General features: G+C 34.0%; 22 protein-coding genes and 2 pseudogenes. 11 read left to right on the forward strand and 13 right to left on the reverse strand.

Annotation, left to right across the window (positions count from 1 at the left end; all coding sequences use genetic code 11):
• The first annotated feature begins 80 nt into the window (after nucleotides 1–80).
• The 3 genes from QRN68_RS10955 (at nucleotide 81) to QRN68_RS10965 (ending at nucleotide 1,545) form a co-directional block, all read left to right on the forward strand.
• A complete protein-coding gene (locus QRN68_RS10955; RefSeq protein WP_285396918.1) occupies nucleotides 81–182 on the forward strand; it encodes a YjcZ family sporulation protein in 102 nt (33 codons plus the stop codon).
• Nucleotides 183–437: 255 nt separating this feature from the next.
• Entirely contained in the window at nucleotides 438–542 is a 105-nt protein-coding gene (locus tag QRN68_RS10960; protein ID WP_285396919.1) for a YjcZ family sporulation protein, read from the forward strand.
• A gap of 292 nt (nucleotides 543–834) precedes the next feature.
• Nucleotides 835–1,545: a hypothetical protein gene (locus QRN68_RS10965; protein WP_285396920.1), complete on the forward strand. Its 711-nt coding sequence runs from the start codon at nucleotides 835–837 to the stop codon at nucleotides 1,543–1,545.
• Between the two features lie 34 nt (nucleotides 1,546–1,579).
• Here QRN68_RS10965 and QRN68_RS10970 read toward each other — a convergent pair whose 3' ends face one another.
• The 6 genes from QRN68_RS10970 to QRN68_RS10995 all read right to left on the reverse strand — a co-directional run bounded on the left by QRN68_RS10970 (nucleotide 1,580) and on the right by QRN68_RS10995 (nucleotide 6,511).
• Entirely contained in the window at nucleotides 1,580–2,104 is a 525-nt protein-coding gene (locus QRN68_RS10970) for a GNAT family N-acetyltransferase (RefSeq protein WP_285396921.1), read from the reverse strand.
• 37 nt (nucleotides 2,105–2,141) lie between these two features.
• On the reverse strand, nucleotides 2,142–2,297 hold the full coding sequence (locus tag QRN68_RS10975) for a hypothetical protein (protein ID WP_285396922.1): 156 nt from the start codon (nucleotides 2,295–2,297) through the stop codon (nucleotides 2,142–2,144).
• 324 nt (nucleotides 2,298–2,621) lie between these two features.
• A complete protein-coding gene (locus QRN68_RS10980) occupies nucleotides 2,622–3,158 on the reverse strand; it encodes a hypothetical protein (protein ID WP_285396923.1) in 537 nt (178 codons plus the stop codon).
• 336 nt (nucleotides 3,159–3,494) lie between these two features.
• A complete protein-coding gene (locus QRN68_RS10985) occupies nucleotides 3,495–4,487 on the reverse strand; it encodes a ketoacyl-ACP synthase III (RefSeq protein ID WP_285396924.1) in 993 nt (330 codons plus the stop codon).
• 364 nt (nucleotides 4,488–4,851) lie between these two features.
• The gene (gdh, locus tag QRN68_RS10990; protein WP_285396925.1) at nucleotides 4,852–5,637 is read right to left on the reverse strand and encodes a glucose 1-dehydrogenase; all 786 of its coding nucleotides are present in this window, start codon (nucleotides 5,635–5,637) and stop codon (nucleotides 4,852–4,854) included.
• 16 nt (nucleotides 5,638–5,653) lie between these two features.
• The gene (locus QRN68_RS10995) at nucleotides 5,654–6,511 is read right to left on the reverse strand and encodes a RhaT/GlcU family sugar-proton symporter (RefSeq protein ID WP_285396926.1); all 858 of its coding nucleotides are present in this window, start codon (nucleotides 6,509–6,511) and stop codon (nucleotides 5,654–5,656) included.
• 203 nt (nucleotides 6,512–6,714) lie between these two features.
• Between QRN68_RS10995 and QRN68_RS11000 the strand changes: the two are divergent.
• Both QRN68_RS11000 and QRN68_RS11005 read left to right on the forward strand, forming a co-directional pair.
• Nucleotides 6,715–6,985 (forward strand): annotated as a pseudogene (locus tag QRN68_RS11000) (DUF6176 family protein).
• Between the two features lie 587 nt (nucleotides 6,986–7,572).
• A complete protein-coding gene (locus tag QRN68_RS11005; RefSeq protein ID WP_285396927.1) occupies nucleotides 7,573–7,722 on the forward strand; it encodes a YjcZ family sporulation protein in 150 nt (49 codons plus the stop codon).
• A gap of 312 nt (nucleotides 7,723–8,034) precedes the next feature.
• Here the strand turns inward: QRN68_RS11005 and QRN68_RS11010 are convergent, their stop codons facing one another.
• Complete coding sequence (locus QRN68_RS11010; RefSeq protein WP_285396928.1) at nucleotides 8,035–8,226, reverse strand: hypothetical protein; 192 nt, start codon at nucleotides 8,224–8,226, stop codon at nucleotides 8,035–8,037.
• A gap of 896 nt (nucleotides 8,227–9,122) precedes the next feature.
• A complete protein-coding gene (locus tag QRN68_RS11015) occupies nucleotides 9,123–9,374 on the reverse strand; it encodes a hypothetical protein (protein WP_285396929.1) in 252 nt (83 codons plus the stop codon).
• Between the two features lie 624 nt (nucleotides 9,375–9,998).
• On the opposite strand from QRN68_RS11015, the gene QRN68_RS11020 reads away from it, so the two are divergent.
• A complete protein-coding gene (locus QRN68_RS11020) occupies nucleotides 9,999–10,409 on the forward strand; it encodes a GNAT family N-acetyltransferase (protein ID WP_285396930.1) in 411 nt (136 codons plus the stop codon).
• A 994-nt stretch (nucleotides 10,410–11,403) separates the two neighbouring features.
• Here the strand turns inward: QRN68_RS11020 and QRN68_RS11025 are convergent.
• A pseudogene (locus QRN68_RS11025) lies at nucleotides 11,404–11,589 on the reverse strand (transposase domain-containing protein); the annotation flags it as partial.
• Between the two features lie 399 nt (nucleotides 11,590–11,988).
• Between QRN68_RS11025 and QRN68_RS11030 the strand changes: the two are divergent.
• The 3 genes from QRN68_RS11030 to QRN68_RS11040 all read left to right on the forward strand — a co-directional run bounded on the left by QRN68_RS11030 (nucleotide 11,989) and on the right by QRN68_RS11040 (nucleotide 13,710).
• Nucleotides 11,989–12,231: a hypothetical protein gene (locus QRN68_RS11030; RefSeq protein ID WP_285396932.1), complete on the forward strand. Its 243-nt coding sequence runs from the start codon at nucleotides 11,989–11,991 to the stop codon at nucleotides 12,229–12,231.
• 352 nt (nucleotides 12,232–12,583) lie between these two features.
• A complete protein-coding gene (locus tag QRN68_RS11035) occupies nucleotides 12,584–12,781 on the forward strand; it encodes a hypothetical protein (protein WP_285396933.1) in 198 nt (65 codons plus the stop codon).
• A gap of 602 nt (nucleotides 12,782–13,383) precedes the next feature.
• Nucleotides 13,384–13,710 carry a hypothetical protein gene (locus QRN68_RS11040; protein WP_285396934.1) on the forward strand — a complete coding sequence of 109 codons (327 nt, stop codon included), beginning with the start codon at nucleotides 13,384–13,386 and terminating at the stop codon, nucleotides 13,708–13,710.
• Nucleotides 13,711–13,803: 93 nt separating this feature from the next.
• Here QRN68_RS11040 and QRN68_RS11045 read toward each other — a convergent pair whose 3' ends face one another.
• Nucleotides 13,804–13,986, reverse strand: a complete 183-nt coding sequence (locus QRN68_RS11045; RefSeq protein ID WP_285396935.1) for a hypothetical protein — start codon at nucleotides 13,984–13,986, stop codon at nucleotides 13,804–13,806.
• Between the two features lie 9 nt (nucleotides 13,987–13,995).
• Nucleotides 13,996–14,493, reverse strand: a complete 498-nt coding sequence (locus QRN68_RS11050) for a hypothetical protein (protein WP_285396936.1) — start codon at nucleotides 14,491–14,493, stop codon at nucleotides 13,996–13,998.
• A gap of 824 nt (nucleotides 14,494–15,317) precedes the next feature.
• On the opposite strand from QRN68_RS11050, the gene QRN68_RS11055 reads away from it, so the two are divergent.
• Nucleotides 15,318–15,563 (forward strand): hypothetical protein, encoded by a 246-nt coding sequence (locus tag QRN68_RS11055; RefSeq protein WP_285396937.1) that lies wholly within the window; start codon nucleotides 15,318–15,320, stop codon nucleotides 15,561–15,563.
• A 433-nt stretch (nucleotides 15,564–15,996) separates the two neighbouring features.
• The gene (locus QRN68_RS11060; RefSeq protein ID WP_285396938.1) at nucleotides 15,997–16,212 is read left to right on the forward strand and encodes a hypothetical protein; all 216 of its coding nucleotides are present in this window, start codon (nucleotides 15,997–15,999) and stop codon (nucleotides 16,210–16,212) included.
• A gap of 92 nt (nucleotides 16,213–16,304) precedes the next feature.
• On the opposite strand, the gene QRN68_RS11065 is transcribed toward QRN68_RS11060, so the two are convergent.
• Together QRN68_RS11065 and QRN68_RS11070 are read right to left on the reverse strand one after the other, a co-directional pair.
• Entirely contained in the window at nucleotides 16,305–16,457 is a 153-nt protein-coding gene (locus tag QRN68_RS11065) for a hypothetical protein (RefSeq protein WP_285396939.1), read from the reverse strand.
• Nucleotides 16,457–16,666 carry a hypothetical protein gene (locus tag QRN68_RS11070; protein ID WP_481817446.1) on the reverse strand — a complete coding sequence of 70 codons (210 nt, stop codon included), beginning with the start codon at nucleotides 16,664–16,666 and terminating at the stop codon, nucleotides 16,457–16,459. Before QRN68_RS11070 ends, QRN68_RS11065 begins: the two co-directional genes overlap by 1 nt.
• Between the last annotated feature and the right edge of the window lie 105 nt (nucleotides 16,667–16,771).

Consider the following 16,771-nt stretch of genomic DNA (forward strand, 5'->3'; position numbering starts at 1 on the left):
AAGTTCAATTGATTGGATGATTAACTCCCCCTCTTTCCACAACTATACATATTATAAGTGGTAGAAAGGAGGAATATTTTATGGGATGCTCTAATTATGGTGGTGGCTCTAGTTCAACATTCGTACTAATTGTTGTTCTATTCATCCTACTAATTATTGTCGGCGCTACTTTCTTGTACTAAATTAACATTTTTTTTGATAAAAGGCTTTAGCTTTTATTCAAAATCTTCATTATGGATAAAGTTAAAGCCTTCAATATGATCATTTATGTGTAAAACATGTTGTAATAGTAAGGGCAAGTTATTTTTACTAATACTTCCTCATTTCGGGGTCACTTGTTCAGGGTGGCCTTTTTTTATTCTAATTGATTAGATGATTACCTTCCATCCTTTTTACAACTATACATATTATAGATTATAGAAAGGAGGGAAGTAGGTATGGACTATTCAGGTTATGGTAGTGGTTCTAGTTCAAGATTTGCCTTAATTGTTGTTCTATTCATTCTATTGATTATTGTCGGCGCAAGTTTCATGAAATATTAATTATCACCAACGCCAGTATCTCTGTTGCCCATATTTTAGAAGGGTAATAATAATTTACCCCTTCACCTTCAAAATTTACTAATAAGGGTCACTTTCCTCCGGGTGACCCTATTCATTTTTTCATTCTAAATATGGACAATTGCAATTACATATTTTATAGCAGATTGCAGAAGCTTTGTTGTTTGAAGATTAATTTTCAAATTTAACAATACGATGACTAAATATTTGCTCATAAGTTCAACCATCAGCATAAAGAGGCTATAGTAAGGAACACTAAAACGAGGTGTTGCTTATGAAAAAATACATTATTTTACTGCTTACCATTTTTCTTATTGTTGTTACTATCGCAGAAGCAAAAAATGAAGAGTATGAATTAGTTTCAAAATTAAGCCATGAAAAAATAACTTTGTATGCAAAGAAAATAGGGGACCTATATCAAGATTTTAAAATTGATTTTAAAGGGGAAACTTACTTCAGACCTTTTTGGATAAACGTTACTAACCCCGCATACGCCCCGCAAATACATTACGAAGACATCAATAAAGATGGAGAAAAAGAATTAATCATTATTTTGACAAAAGGATATGGCACAGGTTTATTAGATGAAGAGGTTCATGTTTATAGAGATACACACGGATTGATTGACGTTCTTGTTGATAATCCTATGGCAATTATCTATAAAAACGTAAAAACAAGTTTAACGACTACTACAGCCGAAATCAAAGTTGGTGATATAACTTATACAGTTGATATACCACCTTTAGATATACTGCCTTCAAACTTATTTGATGATATCGCCTTCGGAAATATAATTCATTACGAAGTACAAGACAATCAACTTATTGCAAAGGTAAGTGGACAAGTTTCTCCTGTCAGTTTTATTGGAGAAATTGTTATTGTTTATGAATATCGTGCCAAAATGTATCAAGCAAAATCTATTAAGTTCCTGCCATATAGTTTAAAAAGATGGAAGACAAAAAGTCCAGATCCTCAATCATTTTGAGTACCTGGACCTTTATGCTTGTTTACGTTGTTTTTTACTTTATTAAAGAAAAAATATTCGTATCAAATGGAACACCGTTTTGGTGCATATAATTTCTTAATACCCCTTCTTTTTCAAAGCCTAATTTTTCTAATAGCTTATTTGAAGCATCATTTTCGGTAAAAACAATTGCTCCTATACGCAGTAAATCCATCTCTTGAAAGCCAAATGATATGACTCTATGAACAGCTTCCTTTGCATACCCTTTTCCCCAGCTCTCAGGAAAAAGTGCATAACTAATGTCAGCTCTTTTATGTTCAGTGGACCACTCTTGAAAACCAATAGTACCAATAATACTTTTCTGTCCTTTTAATGCAATTCCCCATTTAATACCGCGTTTTTCATCATAATTCTTTGAAAAATTAATTATTATTTGCTTAACCTGATCTAAACTTGTTAATGGTTTCTGGCCATAGTGACGTAATACATCAGGATTAGAGAAGCAATTAAAAACATCTTGCGCGTCATTCTCAGTGAGTTCTCTTAACACTAAACGTTCAGTATCTAAAATAGGGAACATCTTCTTCACTCTACTTCCATATATGTCATATTTTAGGCTATTCGACAAAACGTGTGGTTGATTTCCGTTCCGACTGGGCGCTTTGCCGCTGACGCTTCGCTTTCGCGCAGAGCAGAGCTTCCGGGGGGCGTCCGATGAGCCGCTTCACTCGCGTTGCTCGCTCCAGGGTCTCATCTGTGACGCTGATCCCCAAGGAGTCGCCCAGTCTCCACTACAATCAACTAAAATACAGCCCATATATTTTAAAAATGTCATCCACAACTTTTGGGATGAGCCATATTTTAAATTATATATAAAATGAGTGAGAGTTACATGAATGATTTTTTATATTGTAAAGCAACAAGTTTATCCTACAAATTTGGTGGTAGAATGGTGGAGGCCCAGCTTCATCATAGATTAACTACGTACACTACTTTTACTTCCTTAAATTCTAGCACAAAATGACTAGTCACTCACTTTAAAAATGAGTTCTAGTCATTTTTATTAGCTTATAAGAAGTTGTTCCACTTCCCTACGTTCAAGTGAAAAAAGTTCGATGAAACTGTTGATGTAGCACTGTATTTCCTTCTTGAGGCACCCCATCAATATTAATCCCCCACGTATTAAAAATAACTGGATCAGATGGAAAGACAGGATCACCTGGGTGTTTAACAAGCACTTCATAACATGGATCATTAGGTAGCCAAGTATTTTGCGGAGTTGCATGAACGATGAGAAGTTTTTTAGCTGGAATAGTAAAAGTAAGAGGAGTTGGTGTACCGTTAAAAAGTGAAGGCTGAGATTCTCCGCATAAAAAGGCATCTTTTTGCATCTCTGCTTGGGCACAATTTTGCCAATCTACTACCGATACTGTCACTGTTTGGGGTGCGTCTGTTTTATTTAAAAGAGTGACAACTATCTTATCTGTGGCTGGATTTCTCCAAATTGCTCCTGTCGTAAAATTGTTAGGAACTGAAGGCTGAACTGAACTACTTAGACAAATCGGACAAGAAGACACTTTATTTAAACGAAATACATTTTTGTGACAATCACAATTGCAGCAAGAGTTCATCACCGCATTACCCTCTTTTCAATCGATGGATAATAATAGAATATGATAAATGATTCATACGATTTAGGTTTTTATAAAGTGATAGTAGAAACAATAAATGTAACAGATTTTTAGATGACTATTAAATAAATATCTTAATCCAATAATACATCATATCATTTCCATTTGTATAAAATTACTACTCATCTATCTTCTTTTAAATTAGAGAATTACGATGATACACAGGTAATTTCAAGTTAAAAAAAACCGAATACTCATTTGCAACAAAATATTGAGTACCGGTCCTTTGTTTAAGTTTTTAAAACTAATGAAAAAGGGGCAAATGAGAGGGGTTGCAAATTATTCTACACACCATTTAATGATATGCCCCGCATGTGTAAGTCCTCCACCAAATCCATAGATTAATAAGGTATCCCCATTTTTTAACTTTCCTTCATTTATCCCAATCTGTAAGGCTAATGGAATAGAAACTGAAGATGTATTTCCCATATATTCAACACTAGTTAACGTTCTCTCTAGGCTAATACCAGATTTTTCACAGATGGATTCAATCATTCGTAAATTTGCACTATGAGGCACAAACCAGTCTATTTCACCAAGTGGCATGCTTGCTTGTTTTAGTAATTCCTCTATCCCTTTTGGAAGTGTACGTGTTGCCCATTTGTATACTTCTCTACCATTCTGAACTAACTTTCCAGAGGTACTCAAGGAAGAACTATGCATGGTAGTTGATAAATTTGTTAAGTATAAATGCTTACCTCCAGCACCATTTGTTTCCATATGGCTAGCGATAAAGCTTGGCATTTCCTCATCTTTTTCAATTAAAACTGCTGCAGCGCCATCTCCAAAAAGGATGCATGTCGTTCGATCTGTATAATCCGTCACCTTAGATAAAACTTCTGTTGTAATAAATAAAATCTTACGATGGAGCCCTGATGTAATTAATCCATTCGCAACATGTAATCCATATGTAAAACCAGCACAAGCTGCATGAAGATCTAGTGCACCTACCTGTTTAATATTAAAGTGTTCCTGAATTTGGCAGGCTACACTAGGAAAGACATAATCAGGTGTAGTTGTTGCAACGAGAATTAAATCTACATCCGAAAGATCCTTTTGATATTGTTCGACTAAATTTTCTATTGCTTTAAAGGCTAATGTTGATGCAAATTCATTCTCGCTCGTAATTCTTCTTTCCTTTATGCCAGTTCTTTGTACAATCCATGCGTCACTCGTCTCCACTAGCTTTTCTAAATCATCATTTGTTAGTTTTTTTTCGGGAACATAGGTACCAATGGCCGTTATTCTAGCTTTAGATTGAACGTTATTCATTTACAATCCCTCTCCTTTTATACATTTAAGTACTATTACTTGATACTAATAAAAAGACAATAATTATTACACAAGTAATTAATACGTCTAAACTCTTTACTTACTACTTTTTGTTTGGACGATATGTTATTTTTTGCTTCAATAACTTATTTATGACCATCTTAAACAAGATAATTGTTAGCATGTAACAAAATGTTTTTATAACCTCATTTTATTATCTGGTGCTAATTATAAGGAAAATAAAAAAATTATTCAACTCTACTTTTCAAAAGGTTTTTATTTTATACTCTACAATTGAACCTCATTAAAATTGCTTTGACATTAAAAAAGGCATCAAGAAGCTCTTGATACCTCTTACCAATACTTATCCACGACCAGCTTGGAAGGAAGGATATAATGTCATTCCACCATCTGCAAATAGAGTAATCCCCGTTACATAACTAGCCTGTGATGAAGCAAGCCACACTGCGACTGCGGCAATTTCTTCTGGTTTTCCAATGTACCCCATAGGAATCATACTTTCCACATCTGCACGTTTTTTTGGATCTGCAAATTTTTCAGCATTGATAGGTGTATTGATCGCTCCAGGACCGATATTATTAACACGAATCCCTTTTGGGGCATATTCTAGCGCTAATGTCTCTGTCATTAACTTAATGCCCCCTTTACTAGCCGCATAATGCACAAACAACGGCCAAGGAATTTTCTCGTGAACACTGGACATATTGATAACTGTTCCTTTAATATCATTCTCGACGTAATATTTAATGGCTTCTCGACTTCCTAAAAACGCACCAGTTAAGTTTGTATTTATTACTTTATTCCAATCACTTAACGGCATTTCATGTGAAGGTACTTGATTTTCAATACCTGCATTATTAATCATCACATCAAGCGTGCCAAATTCTTTCACTGCTGTCTGAATAAGATTTATGACATCCGCTTCAACTGTAACATCACCTTGTACAGCAATGGCTTCCCCGCCTGCTTTTTTAACTTCTTCAACAACAGAATTTACCTCAGCTTCATTTGAGAGATAATTAATGACAACTTTCGCTTTTTCTGCTCCGAAGCGCATTCCCATTGCTTTTCCTAGTCCCGTTGCAGCACCTGTAATAACAACAACTTTCCCTTCTAAATCTGGATACATTATTATGTCCTCCCTTTTATCCTTTCGCAATCCCCAACATAATTCCAGCTGCAACTATAAATACAATTCCGATCATAATCGCTATAAATTGCTTTTTTGTTTTTTTCTCACCTAAAATAAAAATCCCACCTAAAGTTGAGATGACGATTCCCATTTGAGAAAGAGAAAAACTTGTTGCGACTCCAACACGTGGCTGAGATATAAATAAGAACATATTTCCAGCAGCCCAAATTAAACCAGGGATAATATTGCGAATCGCATACTTATTAAATGGTTTATGTTTAAATGTTAACAAAATCCCACCTATAACCATTCCGATTGCTTGCGGAAATAAAGCAGACCACCCACTTACATTAAATAAGCGAATTACCACTACATATACTAAGTAACCAAAAGTTGAAACAAGTAAAATTAAAATTCCTTTTTTAAAATTACCTCCATGTTCTTGTTTTTTCTCTTCTGGATTTGGAAGCGATGTAAGCACGATCCCAATAATGATACTAATAAGTGCAAGAACACCTAATATAATCGACATTGTTGTCGACCATTCATGAAACACAATAACTCCAAATAAAGTTGTTGATACCAACTGTAGCCCTGTCGAAATGGGCATCGTCTTGGAAACTCCTATTAAATCAATACTTTTCAATTGATTGACTTGCCCTAATGCCCAAAATAAGCCCGATACAATTCCGACTCCAATCACTACAGGAGTTAATACAGGCTTTACAACAAAATAAACACCTATGGAGAAAATAAGTGCACCAAATGTTGTCCCAAGTACTTGGCTATAAGGACCACCACCAAGCTTAACATTAAAGAGCACAATACTTCCCCAAAAGAGAGCTGGTAATATCGCTAGGATGATATCCATTTATTTAAACTTTTCACCTCTCTATACACTTACTTTATTGTGATTATTTTCTCTAGTTATAATGTACTAAGGGAATTTTTTTATACTTATGATTAATAGAAGATTACACATTTACCACTTAACTACTAAAACATGTTTTACTGCGCTACAATTTTGATAAAGAAACAATTTCCAGATAATTAAGAGAGCGGCGGAGAGTTAGTATGTTAAAAGTCATACAAGGAAAATCATCGAAAGTAGATGAATGGTTGCAATTTTTAAACGATACTATGGTGACGCTGGATGGAGAAAAAATAACAGAGGATGAGGAATACTTATATTGGTATTCTGTTCGAGATGAAAGATTCAGAACATCGGATTGATCAGAAGCATTTAGCTTATTGGGACGAATGTATTGATAAAACGTATCGACCCGTCGATTTGAAAACCGAAGTAATTATGATACCGGATAAAATAAAAGCAGTAATGAAATAATTTGGGGCGATTTTTAGAAACAATAGCATAATGTGTATGAATAAGGCTCGTTCATGCGAGTGCTTTTGTTATATTTTCATATGCTCTAGACGACCAAAATTTCTCTACATAATGTTAAATTCAAAATAATCTTCGGACACCCCAAGGAAAGCGCCTAGTCGGAACGAAAATCAAACACACACTATAGTGATCTGCCAGGAAGACTATATAATTCCTATAATTCAACAGTACCACTTCACCCATCTAATACGAAATGATAAAAAAGCAACAAGAGTGACTTTACACAAAAATTTATGCTCCAATGGTATACTCCTATTTTCAACATTTTCATTTTTAAATCTTTCTCTAAGGCAATCCACCATGCAAAAGTAGCTGACTCGTCATAATAATAAATTAAGCTAATTTTTAGCTTGCACCGCCTTGAATCGTTACTGAGGGTCACCTTCCATACGGGTGACCCTTTTTATTTTTAAAGTACGTTAAAATCATTTTCCAAATTTCTAATTCTAAAGGATTTTAGTTGGATAAATATCTCCTCTTGCTTTTATGGCGATACATATTATAGACGTAGAAAGGAGGAATGCTTCATGGGATACTGCGGAAATATGGGCAATTACAACAACAGTTGTTACTACGGGGGTTATTGCTATGGAGGTGGCAATAACAGTTCAACATTTGTTCTAATTGTTGTTCTATTTATACTATTAATTATTGTCGGCGCTACTTTCATGTATTAATTTTCAAAGTTGAACTATCAAATTTAGAAATAAATAAGAGGGTAAAGCTTCTAAGCCTTACTCCTCTTCATTCAGGGTCACTTTTTCAGAGTGACCTTGCTTTATATTCCTGTCTTCTTAAAATTTGAAAAGCTGCCTTTAATTCAACAACCATCCTATCGTATTTTCTTCAATATCAATCAAGTTAATATTTGGTCAGTTATTTTTAGTCACTTATCTTGCACTTATACAAGGCTTAAGTATCAAAGCACTCCGTTTCTTCCCATACTTAAAATGATTATTATTAACGGACTAGTACGACAGACTCTCTACTTAAGATTTTGTCGTTTCTAGTTTTTTTAAGTAGATATATTGATTATTAATAGCCGTATGGACTTCCATAGTATGGTGGATAATATGGCGGGTAATATGGATATGGCGGATAATATGGTGGATAGAATGGTGGGAAGAATGGATAGATTGGGTAAAACGGGTATCGGTGCCGCCTTCTCCGACGTCTTCCATAACTGTCATAATCATAGTCCTGGTCGTATCGGTCATAATATTGCATAATTTTCCCCCTTTCGATTTCGGTTTAAGATATGCTATAAAGGATTGACAGTCTATGCATTTGCCTATTTTTTACACAAGCGATCTTCGTTTGCTCAAATTAGGGCCTTCTCACCTTCAATGACGATTGTCGAATAGACGTCCATCCTATTTAACCTCTCCCTCCCCTATTTCAAAAATCAATCATCAGTCCAGCGAATTTTCTACTTCTGTTCTACTCTTTTAATGTTTTCGACTATCACGTCTATTAAGTCCGTTGTAGAACAGAATTGAACGTTTTCTTTATTTATTTAAACGCTCATAGCCTTACTGTAAGCTCCTTAATAATGCTCTTTAATGGCCTCGGCATAGCACGCTTTATTTTGCGGTCCCACAATTCATATTAAAAAGTCATACCCTTTTGTGGATATGACTTTAATCAACACCTAACTATATTTCTCTTCATGTTTTTTACATTTTTATTTAAAAATCCTTTACTAAGGCAATTCACTATACAAAAATGCTATCTCATCATAATACTAAAATAAGCTAATTATTAGCTTGCACCGCCTTGAATTGTTACTGAGGGTCACTTTCCTCCGGTGACCCTTATTAACATATAAACCTTTAATACAAGCTAGATTTATAAGAAACAATCATAATATCGTTGTGTTGTTCCAAATATTTTGGAACATCATGATTAGTCAAATGCCGAACTATAAGTTTGTAAAAAAATCCATCAAATTAAAAGAATTTCTTTCGGAATCGTTATTTGGCTAGTTGATTATTTTGCACTTTACAAATCCTTTGCCAATAAAGCATCCGTTGTCGCACTTTTAAAATGATTATTAACGAGCTGGAACAACAAACTTTTATGCAATTTTTGTTACTTCGTTTTTTATAGTAAGTGCTGCTTTATTCTCATTGGTAGCCATATGGAGTTGGGTACGGACGGTGATGCGGATGATGGTGGTGATGGTGGTGCGGATGGTGATAGTAAGATGGGTAAGCATGAGTTGGAGTTGGGTAGTAATGCATTGGATAGGTATGCATCGGGTAGGTATGCATTGGGTGAGCCGGATGATATGGATGACTACCCCTATTTTGTCCTCCATAATTGTCATAATTGTAGTCGTAACGCATAATTTTTTCCTCCTTTCGATTTCGATATAGGTTATGCAATACATGGATTGTTAGTCTACGCATTTGCCTATAGTCTGTTCTTCCCACTTAAATCAATGTAGATTTCATCTTTAGATAAAAAAAACATTTTCAATGTTAGATTATTCCAGATTTTTACGATGAATAGAAGCGCTAATTAGTATTGAAATCATACATACATAATTTTATAGTTTCTTGTTATAAGATAGTTTGATATCAATGAAGAGCTTGTTTTTTGATAAAAGCCCAAAAAGTTTCGATAAAATGGGATTTTGTTTCGATATAAGCTCAAATAGTTTCGATAAAGAGCGATTTTGTTTCGATAAATCTTCGAGCCTTCTAATCGGTGTGGATAAAAATGGTGAATCAACACCCCTGATAAAAGTGTGCATCATTTCCAATCCTCTACCATCAATTGCTCTACTAGGTTACAATTTCATCAAAGATAGAAAAAGAAAAGGGCTATTCTCTACTATGAACATAGCTCATTAATTTATAAGAATGCAGAAGAAGTTTGAAAGGTGGTTTAAGACAGTGGATAAATTACGTTTACACTCTTCAAAATAAAATTTTGAGGAGGAATTTTAATGACAATTGTATTTAAAGAAGAAAAGTATATTCATAAAAACGATTTAAAAGCTCTTTATGAAGATGTAGAATGGTATGCATATACAAAAGATTTAGATCAATTACAGCAAGCATTGCTAAATTCAATATTTGTCTTATCTGCATGGGAAAATGATCAATTAATTGGTTTAACAAGAGTTGTAGGTGATGGTCTCACAATCCTTTATATACAGGATATTTTAGTATTGAATAGCCATCAAAATCGAGGCATTGCAACTAATATGATGAATCATGTTTTAGAAAAATATAAAGATGTTCGCCAAAAAGTTCTTTTAACAGAAGAAGCTCCTGATGTTCGTCATTTTTATGAAAAGAATGGTTTTGATTCTTGCGACAAAGGAACACTTGTAGCTTTTGCAAAAATGAATTAATTTTGTGCGAATGTTAAACATTTAATCCAATGATGCAATAAATGAATTTTGATATAGCCCACATTCTAGGACTTGTATGTATGAATACAACTCATACATACAAGCCCTTTTTTAAGGCTATCACAAATTCATTTGAAGGATATTGTGCATCAATACCGCTTACCAGCAATTTTATAGCTTGCGGCACACATATGCTTAATACATGCCGTCTAAAAGAATCCACGTTAAAGTCATACTGGCAGTTCACTTTACTTCAAAGTGCAGACCGTCAATAATGCATAGCTTTCGAACAATAGCCCCTACTTGATCCATAACTATATCGGAATTATATGTCATCGCTAGAGATAAGAGGCATATAAAAAGCCACACCTAGTTAGATGTGACTTAATGATTTATAATAAATTTTTAGACTTAACACTTTTACCTGATACAGTAAACTTATTTTTATCTTCGTCAAAATCTATAATGAACCTAAATTCATTCAATATGGTTCCTGTGTAATCACTAAGCCTCACTGTTGGGCTAACCCAAAACACAACTTCGTTCCCATCCATCTTCCAACCGTTTTCAAATCCATTGTGCTTTTCTTTAAGACGTGTTTCGATCGATTGGCCGTTATTACTGATAGTGTTTTTTACAAACTCGATAAAATTAATTTGTGCTTTTGTTTCTATCTACCTCACCTCCATCTACACTAATCATAATACTAATGGTATTATATGTCACTATAAGAAAACTAAAACAATAAGAGATTATCAAACAGGTAGTCACAAATACTTTTTTATAGGACGCATGTACAATCCAATGTGCTTATTAATGTAAGCACCAGCACAATTAATTTCTCGCGCATTTCCGTACGCTTTTTGATTAGAAAAAACCTGTAGTCACTTAACAACGAAAGAAAAAGCAACGTAAGCCCGAAATATAAAAAAGCGCACCTTTTCGGTACGCACAACGAATAGCCGTTTATCTGAAAAAAATTTCAGGTAAACGGCTATTTTGCACATGTTGCTTGGATTTTTTTCGACCAAGGCATGTAATTCTTTAAAATCTCTGGCTGTTGGTGAATCGGTAAATTTGGCAGTTCTGTCAATAAGGTCACTAGGTATTTATAGAAATCGATGCCGTTTGCTTTTGCCGTTTCAGCCAAACTTAAACAGATGGCATTCGCTTTAGCACCCTTTACAAACGCAAATTCCGTCCATTCGAGGTGGTTGCTAAAGGCATGCCTTTATAAACTTATATTGATGCTTTCGCATCCCCTCTCGCCAAGACCTTAGTTCCTCTATTAAAAATCTGTATTCACTCACACAGTTTAAATAATGATACATTTCGACTTGTAAATCACTACTCTATAACCTGCTAACCAACAGAGCAATCTATACAGGTTTTCTCCTGAGTTTCTTCATGGATAATTAATGAATAAGCTTTAAGGCATTTAGACACGCTCGTCTCGCTTAGAAGTAACAGTCAATCTCATTTGTTGCATTTTTACCATTTATTTACCACTGCATGAATTTCTATGTTACAATTTTATTAGCAGAATTTTCAGTTATTCGAGATGCAGGGAGATGATGATTTGAGTATAAAAGCTTCTTATCAAGGAGTAGTTGAACTTAACATTGTACATTGGGATTCTATTGACAATTTAGGCGTAAAGATTACCGAAGTTAGAGACTCACAAAAAATTTATACAAATGACATAGTTGAAATACAACAAGTTGTAGATTTTGGTCGAGTTACAGAAAGGTCTCATAGAATACTTATTATTTTCAACTTAAAAAGAGATTTAGATAATCTTGGAGAAAAAATAATTTTATGAGTCATTTTTCAACAAGAAGAGCAATAGTCCATCACACATCAATCTAGGGCTTTTGTTTAAAATTTACCCAAGTCCTTTTGTTATGCCCCCTACAATTGCTCCTATAGCTCCATTCAAGCCTTTGTAGCAACGATTAGACAACCTGTGTAAATGCTTTCTCTGCTTCCCTATCAACGCTTACAGGCTCGTTAAACGATTCTAAGAGGTGTTATTCAGTTCTTATAACCGTCAATCTCTTTTGTCGTGAATCCCCATTTATCTACCAACTCGCACCTCACAATGTTATAATTGCTATACAGACGGAATGTTCAGTTTTTCAGGAATAAAGACCTAAAAAAGGAGGATGATTTCAATGAAACGATTCTTTTGGTCATTTATTTCAGCAATCAGTGGGATTCTTATAGGTATGTCTATTTTTGATATAATTAACGGAAGTTTATCAGGAGTTTCCATTTCTGTTTTAGTGATTGGAATAATAATGATGCTGATTAGTATTTGGGGATATAAAGAATATGTCGGTAAAGGCTTACTGTTTAAACATAATGAATAATGTGGGATATTACCCCCGAATTCAACTAACGATACAACATTCCATCACACATCAATCTATGGCTTGTGAGTAAAATTACTCATAAGTCCTTTTGTTATGCTTTCTCAATCATTCCTATAGCTCTATACATGGCTTTGTAGCACCTGTCAAACAACCTGTGTAAATGTTTCCCTCTGCTCCACTAACTTACTCACAGGTTCGTTAAATTGCTCTGTAAGCTTGACTACGATTGTTGTTGTAAAGCTGACTCAAAGTTGAAAGAATAGAACTTTGCCACACCCTTATTACAACCAAGAGCCTGTGTTTGCTTTGTCGCTTCTTATATTTATTCATTAATCTTATTCATATAGAAAAAGCACATCAGCTTAATGATGTGCTACCGCACTCTCAGCATACCTTGCTTTATAAGCTCATTCTTCCATATACCAATATTTGTAAATGCGTTAAACTATACCAAACGACTTATTATTCAGTTATTGAACTAACGGACAGTTTAGTTGAATAACGATATGGGTTTTTGTGGTAAAATAGTAGACTGTAGGTGCATCTTAATCTTTACAAGAAAGTGGGATGGGCTATCGTTTAGTTAGGAGGTAGAGGCTTTGAGGTATTTGATGGTTTGGGGTATTTGTCTTATTTTGATTTTGTTAGTTGCAGGAATTTTATTTTGGTCAGCTGTGTTACCGAAGATTACAAGTAAAAGATTATCATTTGTTATGATTAGTCTGGGATTCAATGTAATCTCAATCCCAATGTCCTTATTTGTAGGTGGAATGGCAACAGCTTCTCCGACCAGTACTATGAATGATTTTTGGATAGGGTTTCTCATAGCCCAGGCAACACCACTTTTAGTACTAATAATTGCAATCTTAAAATGGATTATAATTGACATAAGGAAAATAAAGAAGCGTGTGAACAGTAATAATTAATTAAGTTTAAAAATACAAGTTTGTGAAGAAATCTAAGGGGTGCTTTCCTTCAATATAAAAGGCACACCAACCTAGTTGTGATGTGCCTTAACCCTATTTAATATCACCAATATAAGATTTATCTTTTTGAAATTTTGAAAACCTACTCTTTTTTACATAAATAATTTTTGCTACTTCTACAGCAAACTTTTCTAAATGAGCAATATAGTTTTCTATAAACTTTTCACCAAGCAATATCTTATTTTTCTCGATTGTAAAATCATACTTCTTTTGCATTTCTTTAATTTACTTTGTAGCTTCTCCTTTATTATGTACAAACCTATTCCTAATCAGATACATCTCGTAAACATAAGTAATTCCCTCTATGTTATTTAACTCCACAAATCCATTATTAACCAAAAAATTATTTGCTTTATTTATACAGCCTATTTTCTCTTTTGGTAGATTGTTAAATTTCTTTTTTAACTCTTTATCAGAATTAATACGGTTTGTGAAAACATCCTCTATAAAAGAACATAACGTAATTAACAAAGATGGTCTAATGAAATTCTGAAAAGACTTGTATTTCTTTCCCTCATTAAGTTCAAGGAGTCGTTGAGGAGTAATTTCCCCTTCTTTATTTCTACTATTATTTCTATCATTAATTTCCTCTATATTTTCATTGCAAGTATTCTCTATAAAGTCATTTAATCTTCTGAAATACTGTAAACCCTGTAGTCTTGGATAAGATTCCACAGCACCATGTACACGTAAACTAGCAACTATTTCATTAATGTCTTTCATTAAAATACCCACTTTCTTTTCTAGGTTACATATATTGTATATTTTCTCCATTCAAAAAGCACAACAATTAATGCTGTGATAATAAAAAGTCATACATGATGTGACTGTTTTCAATGTACGCCTGCTCTATGTCGTCACGACACTCTTTGAAATGCTTTCTGAATGTTGTCCATTGGCTCTTAGTGAGTAACGCTCTGATTGCGTTCTCATTATGAGCCTTTTTAGCTTGATTGATAAGGTCAATCTAGGCTTTATCCTCTCTGCTAGTCTTGACCTGCTTATCGTTCAAATACGAGTATGTCTTACTCATATTAACGCTCTGTAGCTTTGCATACGAGCTTAGTAGCACCAATCAAACAACCTTCTGTCATTGATTCCCCTGCTTCAATATCAACGCTCACAGGCTCGTTAAACTGTGCTGCGAGCTTGCTACTTGGTTCTTTTAACAGTAAATTTCATTCGTTGCACACTTTCCATTTATCTACCAATTCATACTTCACAATGCTATAATCACCCTATAGAGGGAATGTTCAGTCAATTGGGAATAAAGACCTGAAAAAGGAGGGGAAATGTTTGAGCCAAAATAAGCAAGATAAAGTCCAAATGCAAAAAAAAGGTTCAAGGTTTATATAGAAAGAGAAAACAACAGCATAAGGAAGATAAAGATGATAACAAAATTGGTATAGTCATTGTAAATATTTGTGTTGTATTAGCGATTTTGGTTCTTATACTAAATGCATTTATTAAAGAGTTCTAGATTGTTTATTGGGAAATTTGAGCGTTGAAAAGGTTTGCCAATATATAGATTCAAGGAGGATAGAAAATTGAAAAACTTTAGACCAATTATTGCACTTATGTTGTTACTAAGTTTTGTTACTGCATGTAATCAACAAAAAGTCGACAAAGATGAATTTGTTGTATTTGCACACCAAGAAAATATGAATGATGAATTGAGGGAATCTTTGTTCATATGTTTAAATACTGAAGAAATTATTTATCAAGTTGATAACGATAATAATGTTTTAATAAAGAATAAAGATGTTGACCATGCAGTTACACGTTGTTCATAAAAATTGAGTAATACTTTTCGCTACTCAACTCCCATGAAAGAACGCAATCATCTTTCATTTTCTGTGGTGTAGCGCTGGTTTTAGCGCTACATGGATGGCTAACGAGTGCTTTCCTCCAATAGGAACATGATTAAACTTCATGTATGCAAGTCCTCTTGTTATGCTCTCACATTAGCCCCTATAGCTCCATTCAAGGCTTTGTAGCAATGATTAGACAACCTCTGTAAATTAATCCTCTACTTCCCTTTCAACGCTCACAGGCTTGTTAAATGCTCCTAAGAGGTTGTTACTCCTTACTTGTAACAGTCAATCCTCTTCATTGTGCATTTGCCATTTAACTACCAAACAAAATTATATTTTGTTATAATTTATATTTGGAAATAATTTTCAGTTAGTCAAGAAAAAGGGCAGGTTATTAATTGGAGGATTGATTATGAAAGAGATGTATTATACAGGACTTATTTTCTTTTGTTTAGGAAGTTTAATGCTATTTTTACATTTACTCGTTAGTAGTGCAGTAAGGCATTTAGCAACTTATATGGGTGAACCGACTCCCCTAAACAATAGTTTATATATTCCTTCTGCATTGTTTATTTTGGCGGGAATAGTACTAATTAGCATTTATGCTTTTAAAAAGAGAAAAAAATAAATTTAACAGCCACCTATTTTTAAAGAGTCGATTCTCAAAACAAGAACGAATTTTAACTACATAGCCATCAAGAATAGGACTTGTTTTTATGATTAACTTCCATATCCGCAAGTCCTTTTGTTATGCTCCTCAATCGCTCCTGCTAACTTTGTTGCTCCAATCAAACAACCGACCTGAGCGTAATCTAAGCAACCAAGTATACGTCTATCTAATACTCGATTACATTGAGCGCTGTTCAATCTCATTAAAAGCAAGCAATTCTACAAACTTCTTCAGGAATATGCTTATACAAACAACCTTCAGCAAAAATATCATACAAATGGTAATCATTTTTAATCGAACCGCCAAAGTCTGCTATTTCAACTATTCCAACCAGTTCATTGCCATTGAATGTGAATCGAACCTTATCACCCAACTTAAATTTCATCGGGGGCAAATCCCTATTTTTTGACATGTAAATCACTCCTCCTTATTATTAAAATCTTCATCAACCTGAGCGAACCACTTTATTTAAAATCTGACGTTTTTCCGCAAGAGAGATATTGTCAGTCAAACCTTC

The sequence above is a fragment of the Lysinibacillus sp. fls2-241-R2A-57 genome (assembly GCF_030209535.1).
In the GTDB taxonomy this organism is placed as follows: Bacteria; Bacillota; Bacilli; order Bacillales_A; family Planococcaceae; genus Lysinibacillus.

Coding starts and splice junctions, on each gene's coding strand:
- QRN68_RS10955 (WP_285396918.1), top strand. CDS start 81: ATGGGATGCTCTAATTATGGTGGTGGCTCTAGTTCAACATTCGTACTA.
- QRN68_RS10960 (WP_285396919.1), top strand. CDS start 438: ATGGACTATTCAGGTTATGGTAGTGGTTCTAGTTCAAGATTTGCCTTA.
- QRN68_RS10965 (WP_285396920.1), top strand. CDS start 835: ATGAAAAAATACATTATTTTACTGCTTACCATTTTTCTTATTGTTGTT.
- QRN68_RS10970 (WP_285396921.1), bottom strand. CDS start 2,104: ATGTTCCCTATTTTAGATACTGAACGTTTAGTGTTAAGAGAACTCACT.
- QRN68_RS10985 (WP_285396924.1), bottom strand. CDS start 4,487: ATGAATAACGTTCAATCTAAAGCTAGAATAACGGCCATTGGTACCTAT.
- gdh (WP_285396925.1), bottom strand. CDS start 5,637: ATGTATCCAGATTTAGAAGGGAAAGTTGTTGTTATTACAGGTGCTGCA.
- QRN68_RS10995 (WP_285396926.1), bottom strand. CDS start 6,511: ATGGATATCATCCTAGCGATATTACCAGCTCTCTTTTGGGGAAGTATT.
- QRN68_RS11005 (WP_285396927.1), top strand. CDS start 7,573: ATGGGATACTGCGGAAATATGGGCAATTACAACAACAGTTGTTACTAC.
- QRN68_RS11010 (WP_285396928.1), bottom strand. CDS start 8,226: ATGGAAGACGTCGGAGAAGGCGGCACCGATACCCGTTTTACCCAATCT.
- QRN68_RS11015 (WP_285396929.1), bottom strand. CDS start 9,374: ATGACAATTATGGAGGACAAAATAGGGGTAGTCATCCATATCATCCGG.
- QRN68_RS11020 (WP_285396930.1), top strand. CDS start 9,999: ATGACAATTGTATTTAAAGAAGAAAAGTATATTCATAAAAACGATTTA.
- QRN68_RS11035 (WP_285396933.1), top strand. CDS start 12,584: ATGAAACGATTCTTTTGGTCATTTATTTCAGCAATCAGTGGGATTCTT.
- QRN68_RS11045 (WP_285396935.1), bottom strand. CDS start 13,986: ATGCAAAAGAAGTATGATTTTACAATCGAGAAAAATAAGATATTGCTT.
- QRN68_RS11050 (WP_285396936.1), bottom strand. CDS start 14,493: ATGAAAGACATTAATGAAATAGTTGCTAGTTTACGTGTACATGGTGCT.
- QRN68_RS11060 (WP_285396938.1), top strand. CDS start 15,997: ATGAAAGAGATGTATTATACAGGACTTATTTTCTTTTGTTTAGGAAGT.
- QRN68_RS11065 (WP_285396939.1), bottom strand. CDS start 16,457: ATGAGATTGAACAGCGCTCAATGTAATCGAGTATTAGATAGACGTATA.
- QRN68_RS11070 (WP_481817446.1), bottom strand. CDS start 16,666: ATGTCAAAAAATAGGGATTTGCCCCCGATGAAATTTAAGTTGGGTGAT.